8 protein-coding genes and 2 pseudogenes are annotated in these 16,849 nt (G+C 57.2%); 4 read left to right on the top strand and 6 right to left on the bottom strand.

Annotation, left to right across the window (positions count from 1 at the left end; genetic code table 11):
- The first annotated feature begins 248 nt into the window (after positions 1-248).
- From RHM55_RS24410 to RHM55_RS24400, 3 genes are all read left to right on the top strand, one after another.
- Positions 249-653: a DUF4339 domain-containing protein gene (locus RHM55_RS24410; protein ID WP_322178702.1), complete on the top strand. Its 405-nt coding sequence runs from the start codon at positions 249-251 to the stop codon at positions 651-653.
- Positions 654-1,207: 554 nt separating this feature from the next.
- The gene (locus tag RHM55_RS24405) at positions 1,208-2,326 is read left to right on the top strand and encodes a GTPase (RefSeq protein WP_322178701.1); all 1,119 of its coding nucleotides are present in this window, start codon (positions 1,208-1,210) and stop codon (positions 2,324-2,326) included.
- 112 nt (positions 2,327-2,438) lie between these two features.
- Positions 2,439-2,900 (top strand): hypothetical protein, encoded by a 462-nt coding sequence (locus RHM55_RS24400; protein WP_322178700.1) that lies wholly within the window; start codon positions 2,439-2,441, stop codon positions 2,898-2,900.
- Between the two features lie 797 nt (positions 2,901-3,697).
- On the opposite strand, the gene RHM55_RS26100 is transcribed toward RHM55_RS24400, so the two are convergent.
- The 6 genes and pseudogenes from RHM55_RS26100 to RHM55_RS24375 all read right to left on the bottom strand — a co-directional run.
- On the bottom strand, positions 3,698-3,817 hold the full coding sequence (locus RHM55_RS26100) for a hypothetical protein (RefSeq protein WP_416152034.1): 120 nt from the start codon (positions 3,815-3,817) through the stop codon (positions 3,698-3,700).
- Between the two features lie 27 nt (positions 3,818-3,844).
- Entirely contained in the window at positions 3,845-4,678 is an 834-nt protein-coding gene (locus RHM55_RS24395) for a hypothetical protein (RefSeq protein WP_322178699.1), read from the bottom strand.
- A 541-nt stretch (positions 4,679-5,219) separates the two neighbouring features.
- A complete protein-coding gene (locus tag RHM55_RS24390; protein ID WP_322178698.1) occupies positions 5,220-6,392 on the bottom strand; it encodes a PAS domain-containing sensor histidine kinase in 1,173 nt (390 codons plus the stop codon).
- Positions 6,393-6,519: 127 nt separating this feature from the next.
- Positions 6,520-6,858, bottom strand: a complete 339-nt coding sequence (locus tag RHM55_RS24385; protein WP_322178697.1) for a hypothetical protein — start codon at positions 6,856-6,858, stop codon at positions 6,520-6,522.
- A gap of 61 nt (positions 6,859-6,919) precedes the next feature.
- Positions 6,920-7,332: pseudogene (locus tag RHM55_RS24380) on the bottom strand (YSC84-related protein); the annotation flags it as partial.
- Between the two features lie 419 nt (positions 7,333-7,751).
- A pseudogene (locus RHM55_RS24375) lies at positions 7,752-7,922 on the bottom strand (transposase); the annotation flags it as partial.
- A 156-nt stretch (positions 7,923-8,078) separates the two neighbouring features.
- On the opposite strand from RHM55_RS24375, the gene RHM55_RS24370 reads away from it, so the two are divergent.
- Positions 8,079-16,757, top strand: a complete 8,679-nt coding sequence (locus RHM55_RS24370; protein WP_322178696.1) for a GH36-type glycosyl hydrolase domain-containing protein — start codon at positions 8,079-8,081, stop codon at positions 16,755-16,757.
- The last annotated feature ends 92 nt before the right edge of the window (positions 16,758-16,849 follow it).

The following is a 16,849-nucleotide window of genomic DNA, read 5'->3' as shown; positions in this document are numbered from 1 at the left end:
TGAAGAACTCAAAAGGTTGAAAATCACCCTTAAAGGTTGCTTGTCATTCATTTATACCCGCAGTAAAAAAAAGGAATTTTTCATGCTGGAAATGAAAGGCAGTTACCAATGGTTTTACGAAGAAAAAGGCGAACGTAAAAGAGGGATGGATACGCAGCAGATCATCTGCGCTCATTCAGAACGGCAAGCTGATCTATGGCGGCTTGGTCTGGAGGAACGGAATGCCAGGCTGGGTACGGATCGAAAAGATGGAACTAGGACACCACCTGGCAGTGCTCTCACCACCGCCACTAACAGGAGCTGGTGTCAGCAACACCCTCGCCTGGCTGCTGGCTTTCGCACCTATCATCGGTTATCTGCTGGAGGCGTTTGTCGCCAGCTTGATGGGTAACAGTGGGGCGCAATTGAATCACGCCTTGGCAGACAACCGTTACTGGTACGTCAGCCTGATCCTGAACATCTCATTGTCTCTATTCGATGAAATGCGCCTGAAGCAAACTGGGCACGACACCAGCCGCTTCAAGAGCTGGGCATTTATCGTACCGGTCTATCTGTACCAACGCGCCAAGATGCTGAATCAAAAACTTGGCGTACTTTATCGTGTGGATAGCCGGTTGGGCACTTACGTTGTTTGTCTGACGCCAGCAAACTAAATGTAGTTTTCGATACAGCCATCTAAACTATTATTATCTCCCTTAAGGATCTCGAATGAAACTTCTAACCAACGCCTCATTGCTCGCCGCGTTCGCGCTGATTTCTGCGTGTGGCCGGAGCGAAACCTCACCCATTGAAGTATCTCTTGGCCAGAGCATGGGCCTCCCTGACGTTTACTTACAAGCCATTACTGACAAAGTAACAATTAAAGGCCTTAAGATAAATCGAGGAAGTTGCATGGGTATGGGCCCAAGCCTGCCAGCAGACTTAGTGTTTGGTGAGCGGCGAACAATATCGGTATATGGATGTACTGTGAAAGAAGTTTCAGTTGAAACTGACCATGGAAACTTCACGTATTCTTTCTAGTTTTTTAATATACAGTAAAGAATTCAACCAATGTGCCGACATCCAAGGCAATAGATCAAAAGTTATAACCTAGCGACTTTACTCGCTTAAAAATCAGGTGCTGCCGGAAAGTTCAGGGACTTTACTGGGCATAAGAGAGCACCTTCGCCACAGTTCATCGATATCTAATCGAAAAGGCTTGCAAACCATGCGCAGCGATACTGCAACAATAACGGACGCTCTCGAGGAAGCGATTCTTAACGTCATAGAGGGCGTAGGAAACATCAACATCATCGTTGCAGGAAAAACCGGCGTTGGAAAAAGCACGCTGATCAACTGCGTATTCCGTGGCGAGCTTGCAAAAACTGGCTCTGGTAAACCGGTGACGCAACAAATTGAAGAAATCACGAAGGAAGGCCATCCGCTAACCATCATCGATAGCAAAGGCATGGAGCTTAAGGACTACCAAAAAATCTCCGCCGACCTTGAGTTTTTCATCAAAAAACGCTCCATCAGCGGTGACGAAAACAAGCATATTCATGCGGCATGGCTGTGTATTCAGGAAAGTAGCAATCGAGTCGAAGATGCTGAAATAGAGTTGTGCAATATGCTCAAAAAACTGTCGATACCGGTCATTGTGGTGATTACCCAGAGCATGTTTGGCAAGGAAAATGATTTTATCACCAAGGTCAAGAAAGACCTGAACGCTGCGACTGCTTTCGTACAGGTAAGAGCACTCGCTGGGGAGTTTGAGGATGACGACGGTGAACTTTATAAATTTAAAGAAAAAAACATCAACGCTTTGATTACCGAGACAGCGGGGCTAATACCTGAAGCAAAAAAGCGCGCATTTGCTAACGCCCTTAACTCGCGGCATCAATCGTCGATGAAAATCAAGATTGAACAGGCCGGAAAAGAAGTTTTGGCCGCTAGCACGCTTGCAGCAGTAGCCGCTGCCTCGCCGATTCCGTTCTCCGATGCCATTTTGCTGGTTCCGATTCAGGTAGGAATGCTGGCAAAAGTTGGCGTCACGTTCGGTATGGATGTCAGCACCAGCGCTTTGACAACGTTGGTAATGTCCGCTGTTGGTTCAGGTGCAGTAACCGTGGTGGGGAGAGTGCTAGTAACCGGACTCCTGAAAATGATTCCGGGAGTAGGAACTGTCGTTGGCGGTGTTATTGCAGCAACGACTGCGGCCGCATTGACAAAAGCATTGGGTGCTAGATATATCGCTGTACTGACTGACTTCTGCGAAAAAAACCCAGGCAAAGATCTCGATATAGCTTTGATCGGTGCAGAACTGAAGAGGAAGATGAGTTTCTCTTGACCGTAAGGGATCCCCGTCCATGACCGCTGGAAAATCAGCTCAATAGGTTGATTTTCCAGCCCTCCTTTCCAACCACCACAACTCCACCTACTAGCCAGAAGGAAACGTCTGCATGAACAAGAAATTTTTATTGGCCTTAGTCCTTGGCGGGATGACAATCAATACCGCATGGGCTGGAACTTACGAATGGACATCGGGCTGGGCTCAAGGTAATACAGAGAGCTCGGTCGATGACGGCAATGGCAATACGCTGAACATCACCTGTCCTGGTGAAGATGAGGACGAAGGCGACGTCAGAGCTTACGCGAGCATTGCAGGCCAAGAGTACTCATCCAAAGATACTTCAGGCGCAGACTTCGACGTGATCGTTGACGGCATCCACTACAGCAACCCCTTTGAAACCAACTGCGACGCCTGCTCCTCCATCTTTCCAGCGTTCTGGAAAGCGCTGCGTAATGCCAACAATCTGCAAATCAGCGCCGCAGGCAGAACCGTTAAATTGCCCACCAAAAATATGAAAAAGGTACTGCTTCCCCTCGATAATAAGGAAAATACTTGCCGTTCCACATGGTAACAGTCGCCCATGAACTTCATCGCACGCCGTAAGGTAGATAACTTCGCCGTACGCTTGCCTATGCCGGTGTCGAGCGCCGCAGTTTGCTCAGAGTTCAGTTGCAGTCCCATACAGCTCGATCCATTCCTTTGCACATAAAGAGGGAGGCAGTCGTAGGAGCTGCGGAGCACCACGAAAGCATCTAAACCTTGCACCTAACCGAGCTTCTAGCAGACCAAACTCCACTCACGTCCTAGTAGAACCCCGCAACTGCGCCCCGGCATCCTTCTTCAGCAACTCATACACCACCGTCAGGAAAAATCCCGCGTCGCCTCGTCGCCATCAAAACGATCGAGCAACAGGATATCATCCGGGCCGGCTTAATCGAACAGCGGACGGCCAAAGCCAATCAGATCCGTGGGCTTGTCGCCGAGTGCGGTCTCGTTGCACCGAAGGAATTGCTGATGCTGCGTCGCGCAATACCATACTGGCTAGAAGATGCGGATAACGGTTTGACGGCACGCTTTCGTCGTCTACTGGATGGTTTGTGGGACTACCTTCGTACGCTGGATGGGCGCATATGCAAGCTTGACGGCGAGATCACTGCGTGACGGTGCAACGCCCTTTGAAAATCACCGTACAGAGAATCAGATGCGGCCATTGATGTGAATTAACAAGAATTGGCTCTTTGCAGATCCACTGCACAGCGTAAAACTGACGGAAAAATAAGAGTTAGGTCCAGCACGGCTCAAAAAGCACGGTCCGTATGCCGATCTGAAGGACGTCCTCTCGCACAGCATGTCGTTTTTCAATTCAGTTCAACGCGTTTTTATAATCTCAGGCGCAGACTCGATCACTGCGAGGTTGCATTCTAATTCGACCCCGGTCTTAGGCAACCAAACGCCCACCGTGAATCCACCCCATGCTTGTAGACGCAGCTGAGCACGATTTCCTCGAAACGTGACTTAGATTGCCGACGGCGAGAATGTTGGATGAAGTAGGAACCACGCAAAATCGCCGATCCCGATCATCGCCGACCGTTCGGCTTCCAACGTAAGTATGATCGTGACCCAATCACGGGGTTCCGTCGGTTCAAATGTCGCAGTCAGATGAAATCCGTCGAGACTTGACTGCCCGCCAAACCTACCCAGGTTCGGATCATCGTCAGGACCCAAAATTCGGCCGAGCGATGGCATCTGCGATAGTTGATACTCAGGTTCTACGACAGAGGAAAGAAAAGTGTCGTCATCCGATAATGGTTGAAAGGAGTTAGGACCTCCTCCGATTATCTCGATATTGCCGGCACTCACCTGCCCTTCAAATATTATCGCGGTGTGACTCTGCCGCAGTCTTCCGGACACATCCCGTTTCGGAACAAGGAGCTTGTCACTTTTTAAGACATCAAGATCGCGTGCTAACCAAGTGAATGTCAACCCCGCCCCACGCTGAAGTGGAAGCTCTCGATGCCAGCGGCTATAAAGGCGGTCGAATTTGTTCACAGTAGCCGGCTGGAACCGCGCCTTACTCTCTCTGAAATATTCAGCGATGCCTACTACCACCTCTGCGAATAACTGGTTGGTGTAACTGTAGTAGGGCGAGCCAGCAACTTGCGCTTTGGAAAGATAAGCTACCGCGGCTGCGACGGCTTCGTCCTGTAATTTCTGCGCATCCCGGGTCTCAACAGCAGATATTTTGGCTGCAGTAATTACATAGTAAGCCCGAACTACAAATGCGTCGAAAGTCCAGCCAGCCCGCTCTACAAGTTTTTCTACCCCCCCCGGTGTCAGAATAGTTGGCACATCTGCGAATTTTCCTGAAAAGTCATATCGGGGGCGGAAAGAGATTGGCCGTGGCCATGTCGGGCGCGTAATGGGAAGATCAGAACATGCTTCTTCTCAGAAGCATCGTAACGTCATTGCCATTCAAGCTTCGGCATCGACGACGACCAACGTCGCCGCTGGGGATCTTCCTCTTTTGGCCGCTCTCAGCCCGTCATCATCGACGAGGCTGGGTCGAGGCTTTGTGAAAACGTTTAAAACAGGTTTGACGGTCAGACCTGGAACGAAAATCGCGTTCCTATGCAAATTGCAGATCTAGCTGATTAACCAAACGCTTGCAGATTTTACGTAGCAACGCATCGTTCAAAACGATGGCTGCGTTTCCACAGAGCCTGGCCCCAAAAGAGACCGTTGTGCCAGTGTGTACGACGTGCGCTGGCCTCGGTAGCTATATGGAATGGGTCCGCTATAGGTGCGTGAGAAAGTCACACAAAGGTCACGCACGCTTAATCCCCCTCCTCAGCGCTCTGCCGACCGAAACAATCCACGTTTCTGTATCAAGCTAATTGGCGGATCGAGGAAACGTGGCAGTGAGCGTCGTTCCGCTTCCGATCGAAGACGTCACTGTCACATCACCGTGATGCGCTCTTGCGATCTCTCGAACAATGAATAGACCAAGCCCGAGACTGTGCAGCTCAGCATTGTCATGACTGCCGCGAATCATCGGCTCGAACAGGTTGTCGAGCAGCGCCGGGCGTATTGGCGTGCCAACGTTGTGCACGACAATACTTACTGCGTGGTCCTCACAGAGCGACGAGACGGTTACCCCACCATCCGCAGAGCCGTAGGAGATTGCATTGGCAACGAGGTTGCCTATAAGCTGATAAAGCCGGTCACTGTCCGCGGTGAACTCGCAGTGTCCAACACGCAAGTGGGACAGCTCATGTCCGGGGAAGGTCCGTCTTAACTCGTCCAAGCATCCCGCCACAAGTTCGTGCAGGTCGACCGGCTTGGGGGAAACCGCGATACCTCGTCCAACTTGAGTCAAAGTGAAGTCAAGAAGGTCTGCGACCAAACGCTGTGCCCTCTGCGCCGAGTGAGTGATATGACCGAGTACTTGCCTCTGTTTGGCATCAAGCTCCCCGCGGCCCAGCATATCCGTTGCCATTATTATCGCCGACAGCGGGTTTCGCAGATCGTGGCTGACGATACCAATCATCTGTTCGGCGAAAAGGGCCCTGTCTTCTGCCGCAGCGTAGGTAACACGCAATTTGTCCTGGGCAGCATTCTGAGCGCGTTGAGCCTTGAGGTGTTTTGCCAGATGCCTTTCGGCGACCATCCGCGCATTGAGTAGGTCACGTTCGTATCGATGTCGCTCTTCGGCCCTGAACAATGACAACTCGTGAAAAATACCGGTGGAGTGCTCACACCTGATTGCGCTGAAAATCATCGGGGTTGCACAGCCATTATGATGAACGAGGTCGAATTTCACATCAGCGACCTCCTCCTGAATTTGCATTAGGGATACCCAGTTCTGATAGAAGCTTCTCCCCGTGAGCCTCATAAGGCTCTGAATCTGACGACCGAGTAGTTCCTCTCGGCTGTAACCGATCCAGTGACAGAAGGTGAGGTTAACCCGTTTAATCTGACCGTCTTCTGCGGTGAGCAGCAATCCACGATCCGCATCATCGAAGAGCATTTCGGAATCTGGCAGCGATTCGTTATCTGCTTGCATTTTTTCCTGCTCACAAAGAAGGGGCTGAATTACTGGAAGTAACTATAGTCACCACACTAGGAATTGACCATTCCCTGAGCACTTTTCCGTGTACGGGCGGTGTCCGTGCGCCTGGACTGAGTGGCGGCTAACTTAACTGAGCAATCAAAACCACATTGGTGTAGATCAAGCTGCCATCACTGGTCCGATGCCCGACCAAATGGAACTGGCCGCGTTGGTCGTCGCTCAAATAGACGCGTAATTGGCAATCGGATAGGGGGCCGTATCCCTCAGGCATGATCAAGTCCATTGACTTCATATCGACATCGACCATGACTTCTGACTCATGGCCATTCTGCAGGCGTTCTTCGGCCTGCTCCAGACGCAAATGGACAGGGCCTTCGATGTTAAAATGGACGTCCCCCACCGGGGTGGACTTTTGGTCGTCGCTAATTTTGCACCAGCCTTCGATCGTCAGGGTACTCATGGCAAAACCTCTGATGTAGATTGTTAGACTCTGTAACCCTAGCTTGTTTTTAATTTCATATCTAAACGTTCAATTCAAGGCACGCAACCCAAACGGCCGGTTTTCCGTGTTTTATCAGGGAAATCTTCGTTCCTTCGATGCTGACCCCGGCCATTAATCCTTGTTGGACGAATGTGAACGCGCAGGTATCGTCCTTCAGCGTCGAGCGGGACAGATTCTTAGCGCCCCTTCGTCAACCACAACAACGGTTGGTCCTATACCGATTTCCCAGCCCTTGGTTTCGCGTAAACAATTCACGGCTTTTTCGATCATCAGGAAAGTTGCATAGTCATACGACCGGACACCTGCCTGCAGCTCCCATGACCCGGTTCTGGCGTTGTAATAACCCTTTACTTTCGAGCCCTTAAATAATTCGCCTTGGCGATAGCTGCCACCAAACGCAAAGCCCGCCTTGATGATTTTCGCGATGACGATCGATAGGAAGAACTCCACTGACTGAGTCATTTTGTACTCCGATGCGGCAGACCGGATGTTACCAACGGTCAGTGTCTGCACCAGACAGGATCCGTATCTACTGGAAGTTCTCCGGCTCACCCTAAAATGTGGGAGTTACAGGCTCCGATGGACCAGAAACACCATGAACACTACGACCCGCAGAATGTGAGTGAGTCCACCCATTAAGTATAGCCGTGGCCAGTGCCAGCGGATATTCGGATGCGCCAATGAAACCAACGGTGATCCCATGATTGTCATTCCACATATCTAGACATAAAGCTCATCACGGAATCGTCGTCAGAGGCTGCTTTTGGCCGTTGGTTGCCTGTCGTGAGCGGCCGGTTCGGGTCACCACCTGCCTTCCGTGACAGGCAGGAGTCGGTCAATAGCGAGCGATTCTTGTAGACTGAGTTCCAGTCTCCAAAGGTTCTTAGCAAGGCTCGCGAGGGACAGCCCACGCGCATTCGGTAGAGCATCCCCTCAACCGTCACTCGCAGATCAGGCTTATGGTAAATGGCTTGTTGAAGCAGAATTTTTTCCAGCGTCGACCAAAGCTCGTTACTGAGCATCACATCAATCGGGACATTGCAAACTCGCAGGGTTGTCGGCGTAGGAACCTTAATTCTGCGGTTTTGCTCTTCTTTCTCAGCCTCCCTAGCGCGAAACGTCAACAGCCCCTAGGCTGAATGATCTCTTTGACGGCTCAGCCTGAGGTCAGGGGATCAATGAATACTCAGCGGATTCTCTCCTTTTTTCGGTTGCGTCGACTTGAAACAGGGTTTCGTCTGTGGCGAGACTCGACTCGCAAGTTCGAGTACGAGCCTGCCTTGCGCGCCGAGTTGTTCAGCACCGAGCAGATGGCAAACCATGGCACTCAACTGGCTCGCGAACACATCTTGAGTCCGCGCTCGGCGGCGGACCCGCTACTGGCGCGACTGAGCGATAACGAAGCCCTGCTGGTCAGCAGCTGTGAAACCCTGACCACAGCGACGTTGTCCAGTCGACGCGTCATGCCCGCCGCAGAATGGTTGCTCGACAACTTCTATCTGATCGAGGAACAAATTCGAATCGCGCAAAGGCACCTACCCAAGGGCTACAGCCGTGAATTGCCGCGGCTGGCGAATGGCCCATCGACCGGGCTGCCGAGGATCTACGACACCGCGCTGGAGATTATTTCACACGGCGATGGCCGGGTTGACAGCGAGATCCTGGACCGTTTTGTTGCGGCCTATCAGGCAGTAACGCCGCTCACACTCGGCGAATTGTGGGCGATCCCCATCATGCTGCGGCTGGCGTTGATCGAGAATCTGCGCCGCGTTGCTTCGCGGGTCATGGCGAAATGGAATGATCGTTGTCTGGCCGACGACTGGGCCGACCGGATGACCGAAACTGTCGAGTGCGACCCGAAGAATGTCGTGCTCAGTGTGGCCGATATGGCACGCTCGAAGCCGCCGATGACCAGTTCATTCGTCGCCGAGCTGGTGCGGCGACTACAGGGACAGAGTTCGGCACTGGCACTGCCGTTGACCTGGGTCGAGCAAAACCTGGCTGAGGCAGGACAAACCATCGAGCACATGGTGCAAATGGATGCGCAGCAACAGGCGGCCGACCAGGTTTCCATCGGCAATAGCATCGGTAGCCTGCGCCTGCTGTCGACGACAGACTGGCGCGAATTCGTCGAGAGCTTGAGTATCGTCGAGCAAGTGCTGCGCGAAGATCCATCGGGGGTCTATGTCAGCATGGACTTCGCGACGCGTGACAATTACCGCCATGTCGTTGAGCGCCTTGCGAGAAATAGTACGCACTCCGAGAAAAACGTGGCGCGGGCAGCGATCAAGTTGGCACAGGCCAACGCCGGGGCTGATCACGTCGGAGCTGTTACCAGTCACGTGGGTTTCTACTTGATCGGCAAGGGACTGCCTGCGTTGGAGCAACACCTCGGCGCACACTGCACCTTGGGTGAACGATACCAACGGCTGCTGGGCCGCTCGCCGCTATCCTTTTACCTCGGTTTGAACACGGTGCTGATGTTCCTGTTCGCTGTACCGTTCTTCGCCGCGGCGCAGGCCAACGGCTGGCATGGGCTACTGTTGGTATTGCTCACAATTCCCGCGCTGCTGACTACCAGCCGCTTGGCGCTGGCTCTGGTGAACTGGCTGGTGACCCTCTCTGTGCCGCCGAGCATGCTGCCGCGCCTGGACTTTAGCGCGGGCATCCCCGCCAAGGCGCGCACGCTGGTGGTAGTTCCGACGCTCATAGCCCGTGCGAAGGACATCGAGGAGCTGACCGAGGGGCTGGAGGTGCGCTTCCTGGCCAACCGCGACGAGCACTTGCATTTCGCGCTGCTTACCGACTTCATGGATGCCTCGACCGAAGTTCTGGAGCAGGACGCAGCCTTGTTGGCGCTGGCTCGTGAGCGCATCGATGCGTTGAACCGAAAATATCCCGACAGCAATCACTTTTTCCTGTTCCATCGCGCGCGATACTGGAATTCGGCTGAGCAGGTGTGGATGGGCCACGAGCGCAAGCGGGGCAAGCTTGCCGAACTCAATGCACTGCTGCGCGGCACCGGGCAGGAGCGCTTTGCGCTGATTGTCGGCAACCTCGCAGGGCTGCAGCAGGTGCGTTACGTCATCACCCTCGACACCGATACCCAGCTGCCGCGGGATACGGCACGACAGTTCATTGGCGCCATGGAGCATCCACTCAACTGTGCCGTCTACGATCCGCAGCAGCGTCGCATCAGCGCCGGCTACGCGATCCTGCAACCACGGGTCGGCATCAGCCTGCCCAGCACGGCACGATCCGCCTATACCTGCCTGTTCGGTAGCGAGGCAGGGATCGATCCCTATACGCGCGCCGTCTCGGACGTCTATCAGGATCTGTTCCAGCAAGGCTCGTTTATCGGCAAGGGCATCTATGCGGTGGATGCGTTCGAGCAGGCCGTCGCCGGTTGCTTCCCCGACAACCGCATTCTCAGCCATGACCTGATCGAAGGCTGCTACGCCCGCACGAGCCTGCTCAGCGATGTGCAGTTGTTCGAGGAGTACCCCTCGAGCTACAGCGCTGACAGCCAGCGCCGACATCGCTGGATTCGCGGCGACTGGCAGCTATTGCCCTGGATTCTGCCGCAGGTGCCAACCCAGTGCGCCGGCTTCGAAGCCAATCGCCTGTGCGCGCTAGCGCGCTGGAAGATATTCGACAACCTGCGCCGCAGCCTGGAGCCCGCGGCACTGCTGGCGATGCTGCTGGCAGGCTGGTTCGGCCTGGCGCAGCCGGCAGGCTGGACCCTGACGATCCTCGCCCTGCTACTGATCCCATCGCTGCTTCCGCCGATACAGGCGATGTTCCAGAAGCCCCACGACGTGCCACTCGACCAGCACCTGGCGGTGGTGCTGCGCGCAGCCGGCCAGGATGTCCTGCGCACGGCACTGACTCTTGCCTGGCTGCCGTGCGAGGCGCTGAGCAGCCTGGATGCAATCGCCAGCACGCTGTGGCGGATACTGGTCAGCCATCGCCGATTGCTGCAGTGGAACCCCTCTTGCGAAGTAGAGCGCACCAGTGCCCACGACCTGCCGGAACTCTACCGGCTGATGTGGGCAAGTCCGCTGCTGAGTGGGCTAGTGATCCTGGCGTTGCTCCCTAGCCCCGGCGCATTAGCGCTCGCCGCTCCGCTGGTGTTGCTTTGGATGGCATCGCCGGCCATCGCTTGGTGGCTGAGTAAGCCGGCCACCCGCGCGGCATTCACCCCGACGAACGTCGAACTGCGCTTTCTGCGGAACTTGTCGCGTCGGACCTGGGCTTTCTTCGACAGCCACGTCAGCCAGCAAGGCAACTGGCTTCCTCCGGATAATATCCAAGAAGAGTCCACCGCCGTCATCGCCCACCGAACCTCGCCAACCAACATGGGCATGTCCCTGCTGGCGCATCTGGCCGCTTATGACTTCGGCTATCTGAGTGCCGGGCGACTACTGGAGCGCCTAGACCAGTCGTTCGCGGTCATGAGCCGACTGGAACGGCATCGCAACCATTTCTACAACTGGTACGACACCCTGTCGTTGCAACCCCTGCACCCGCGCTATGTCTCGACGGTGGACAGCGGCAATCTAGCCGGGTTGCTTCTGACCCTGCGCCCTGGCCTGCTTGCATTGGCCGACGATCCGCTATTCGACGCGCGCCAGTTGACAGGCCTGAGCGATACCCTTCATGTACTGCGCGACACACTCCCGGCCGCTGCGCTCGACAGCCGCGAGATGCACGCGTTGCAGGCCGATCTGCGCGCGGCGCTGGCCACTGTGCCGCAATCGCTGCCAGACGCAGCGGACTGCATGCACGGGTTACTCGATCGTGCCGTGGCGCTGGCCGCCGTGCTCAATGCCACACCGGAGAGCGACGTCGCCTTCTGGCTGGCGGCGCTGATCACCCAATGCGGCGACCAGCAGGCCGAGCTGTATCGTTTCATGCTCCCATCGACCATGAATGGCGCGGGAGGTGATGCTGTTACGCCGCTGCCGACCTGGCGCCACTTGGCGCAGCTCAATGCCGATCTGTGGCCCCAGGCCCTGCGTGGGCAGGTCGCCGAAGTGCAGCGTGATGCCAGCCAGCGCATCGCCACCGCCACACGGCTGGCGAAGCTGGCCGAGGACCTGGCGACGATGGATTTCAGCTTTCTGTACGACACACGCTGTAACCTGTTCGCGATCGGCTTCAACGTCGACGAGCATCTGCGGGATGCGGGTTACTACGACCTGCTGGCCTCGGAGGCGCGCCTCACCAACTTCGTGACCATCGCCCTGGGCCAGTCGCCACAGCAAAGCTGGTTCACACTCGGCCGACTACTCACCAGCAACGGCGGCGTGCCGGTATTGCTGTCCTGGTCTGGGTCGATGTTCGAGTACCTGATGCCGCTGCTGGTGATGCCGAGCCCCGAGGGTACCCTACTAGACCAGACCTGCCGCGCGGCGGTGGCCCGGCAGATCGAATACGGCCGCCAGCTGGGGCTGCCGTGGGGCGTATCCGAATCGGCCTACAACACGCGGGACATCAACTTCAATTACCAGTACCGCGCCTTCGGGGTACCGGGACTCGGGCTCCAGCGAGGGCTAGGCGAGGACATGGTGGTGGCGCCATATGCCTCGGCGCTAGCGTTGATGGTGGCTCCGCAGGCTGCCTGCCGGAATCTACAGCGGCTCGCCACCCAAGGCTTGGCTGGACGCTACGGCCTGCACGAGGCCATCGACTACACCGCGGCACGCTTGCCGCGCGGACATGACTCGGTGGTGGTCCGCTCTTTCATGGCGCATCACCAGGGCATGAGCCTGCTGGCACTTGCCAGCGTACTGCTGGACCGGCCGATGCAGCGACGTTTCGAGTCCGAACCGCAGTTCCGGGCCAACGCCTTGCTGTTGCAGGAGCGGATACCGAAAACGGCAGCCGAGTACCTGCATGCTTCCGGCCTTACCACCCCCGATGTGGGGGCACAGCTGGCGACAGCCCAGCTGCGCATCTTCACTGACCCCGACCGTCGCCGGCCCGCTGTGAAACTGCTGTCCAACGGCCGCTATCATGTGATGGTGAGCAGTGCCGGTGGTGGCTACAGTCGTTGCCGTGAACTGGCGGTGACCCGTTGGCACGAGGACATCACCTGCGACAACTGGGGCATGTTCTGCTATCTGCGTGATGTCGCCAGTGGCACCTTCTGGTCCAGTGCCCATCAGCCAACACTGAGGCGCCTGGAAAGTTACGAGGCGATCTTCTCAGAGGCGCGCGCTGAGTTCCGCATACGCGAACGTGACTTCGATACTCATACCGAGATCGTGGTATCGCCGGAGGACGACATCGAGCTGCGGCGCATCCATGTTACTAACCGTGCACGGGTGCGACGCACAATCGAGCTCACCAGCTACGCCGAGGTGGTGCTGGCTCCCGCGATCAGCGATGCGATACATCCGGCCTTCAGCAATTTGTTCGTGCAGACCGAGCTGCTGCAGCCGCTGCAGGCGATCCTTTGCACGCGCCGGTCGCGCTCCAGCGAGGAAGTAGCGCCCTGGATGTGTCATCTGCTGGCGGTGCACCAGGTCGATATCGACTCGATCTCTTACGAAACGGACCGCCGGCGCTTCATCGGTCGCGGCCGCAGTATCGTCCAGCCAGCGGCGATGGACGCCACGCCCGACGATCAGGGTCTGCTCTCCAACAGCGCCGGGGCGGTGCTCGATCCGATCGTGGCGATCCGCTGCCGTATCACCCTCGATCCCGACCAGTCGGCGACGATCGATCTGGTGACCGGCGTCAGCGACAGTCGCGAAGGCTGCCTGCAACTGATCGACAAATATCGCGACCGCCATCTGGCCGACCGCGTGTTCGACCTGGCGTGGACCCATAGTCAGGTGTTACGCCGCCAGTTCAATATCTCGCAGGTCGATGCGCAGCTGTATGAACACCTGGCCACCTCGGTCATCTACGCGAATGCCGCCTATCGGGCAGAGGCCGGCGTGCTGGCCGCCAATCAGCGGAACCAGTCCGGCTTGTGGGGGCATGGTGTCTCCGGTGACCTACCGATCGTGCTGCTGCAGATCCATGCGGCAGAGAATATCGAGCTGGTCCGCCAATCGGTGCAAGCGCATACCTACTGGCGGATGAAGGGCTTGGCGGTGGATCTGGTGATATGGAACGAGGATCGTGCCGGCTACCGGCAACACCTGCATGATCTGATCATGGGCCTGATTGCCTCGGGTATTGATGCCAGCCTGATCGACCGGCCGGGCAGAGTCTTCGTGCGCTTGGCTCAGCAGCTCTCGAACGAGGATCGGACTCTGATGCAGTCGGTCGCCCGCATCATCCTCAGCGACGACCATGGCAGCCTGGCCGAGCAGGTGCACCGGCGTCGCGTGGATCCGCCGCTGCCGCAGTTCGAACAGAACCTCCCGCGCCTGTTCGAAACGACCCCACCGCAGCCCGCCCCCAAGCAGGGAGAGCTGATCTTGTGTAATCCGTACGGCGGCTTTACGGCAGACGGCCGCGAATATTCGATAACTCTCATGCCGGGAGAGGCGACACCGGCGCCCTGGGTCAACGTGCTGGCCAACCCAGGGTTCGGCACGGTCATTTCCGAGAGCGGCAGCGCCTATACGTGGAGCGAGAACGCCCATGAGTTCCGGCTGACGCCCTGGCAGAACGATCCTGTCGGCGATGCCTGCGGCGAGGCGTTGTACCTGCGCGACGAGGTGACCGGGCACTACTGGTCGCCTACGCTGCTACCGCGGCGCGGCCATGGCGCGTACATGACCCGCCACGGCTTTGGTTACAGTGTTTTCGAGCACAACGAAGACAGCATCCACACCGAGCTGTGGGTCTACGTGGCGCTGGATGCGCCGATCAAGTTTTACCGGCTTAGGATACGCAATGACTCAGGGCGCCTGCGCCGCCTGTCCGCAACGGGTTATGTCGAATGGGTGCTGGGCGATTTGCGCGAGAAGTCGGCGATGCACGTGGTCACCGAGTTCGACCCGCTCAGCGGCGCCCTACTGGCGCACAACACCTATTCGATCGAGTTTCCAGGCCGGGTGGCATTCTTCGATGTCGACTCGCCAAGTCTAAGTGTCACCGCCGATCGCAGCGAGTTTCTCGGCCGCAACGGCAACCTCGGGGCACCAGCAGCGATGACACAGGCGCGACTGTCTGGCCGCACCGGAGGTGGTCTTGACCCGTGCGGAGCGATCCAGGTCGGCCTCGAACTGGGCGCTGGTGGCAGCCACGAACTGGTGTTCCGTCTGGGCGCAGAGCGCGATGCCTCGACGGCGAGCGCCTTGCGCCTGCGCTACCGTGGCAGCATGGGGGCGGTCGAGGCACTCGACGCCGTGCAGGCCCACTGGCGTGAGACGCTGGGCCGGGTGCAGGTGGAAACGCCCGATCCGTCGATCGATGTACTGGTCAACGGCTGGTTGATGTATCAGGTCATTGTCTGCCGCTTCTGGGCTCGCAGCGGTTATTACCAGTCAGGCGGGGCGTTCGGCTTCCGTGATCAGTTGCAGGACGTCATGGCCATGCTCCACGCCGCCCCGCACGCCGCACGCCAGCATCTGCTGCTCTGCGCCTCACGCCAGTTCCCCGAAGGCGATGTGCAGCACTGGTGGCATCCGCCGCTGGGGCGAGGCGTGCGTACACTGTGCTCTGACGATTACCTGTGGCTGGCCCTGGCAACCAGCCACTATGTGCGGGTCACTGCGGATCACAGCGTGCTCGACGAACCGGTGGGCTATATCGAAGGCCGCCCGCTGGACGCAGGCGAAGAGTCCTACTATGACCTGCCTACGTGCGCGCCGCTGGACGAAACGCTGTATCGGCACTGCGTGCGGGCCATCGAGCACAGCATGGGGCGCGGCGTCCATGGCCTGCCACTGATCGGTGCCGGCGACTGGAACGATGGCATGAACAGGGTCGGCGAGCAGGGGCGTGGCGAAAGCGTGTGGTTGGGCTTCTTCCTGTACGAGGTATTGCAGCACTTTGCCAAGACCGCACGCGGCTATGGTGACGAGCCGTTCGCCCGGCGCTGCGAGGAGCAGGCGGGCACGCTGCAGGACAGCTTAGAAGTGCATGGTTGGGATGGCGCATGGTACCGCCGGGCGTATTTCGACGACGGCACACCGCTAGGTTCGGCAAGCAACGACGAATGTCGGATCGACTCAATCTCACAGAGCTGGGCGGTACTCTCCGGCGCCGCACCAGACGGACGAAGGCGCCAGGCTATGGACGAGCTTGATCGCCATCTGGTGCGCCGCGATGTCGGGTTGATCCAGTTGCTCGATCCACCCTTCGACCGCTCGGCGCTCGACCCCGGCTACATCAAGGGCTACGTGCCCGGCGTGCGAGAGAACGGTGGCCAGTACACCCATGCAGCCGTGTGGGCAACCATGGCCTTCGCCGCACTGGGCGACAGTGCACGAACGTGGGAGCTGCTGCGCATGATTAATCCGGTTAACCATGGCTGCAGCGCTGAGGCGATAGAGGTTTACAAAGTCGAGCCGTATGTGGTGGCCGCTGATGTGTACGGGGTGTTTCCGCATGCCGGACGCGGCGGCTGGAGCTGGTATACCGGCTCAGCAGGCTGGATGTACCGGCTGATGGTGGAGTCCCTGCTGGGCCTGCAGCGTGAAGGCGAGCGACTCCGCATACGGCCGGTGCTCCCGGCGCACTGGCCTAGCTTCACGTTGCATTACCGGTTTGGTGAAACCATTTACCATATCAGGGTGCGACAAACCGCCGTCGGCGAGGGCCTGTCGCAATTCAGTCTAGACGGCACGCTGCACAGCGGCGAGGACATTCCGCTGATCGACGATGGCCGCGATCATCAGGTAGAGATCAGGCATCCATCGGAAGTTTCCGAAACCTCAGTAACCAAATGAGCTGGTGCTGAATCATCTTCAGATCAGGCTAGTTGACTACTACAACCTGCGCTCAAAAACGGGGTTATGCCGAGATAAGGGAGAAGTTGGAT

Origin of the sequence: Pseudomonas sp. MH9.2 (assembly GCF_034353875.1) — a bacterium.
Taxonomy (GTDB): domain Bacteria; phylum Pseudomonadota; class Gammaproteobacteria; order Pseudomonadales; family Pseudomonadaceae; genus Aquipseudomonas.
Note: the sequence above shows the minus strand (reverse complement) of the source record. Positions and strands in the feature narration are given on the sequence as shown.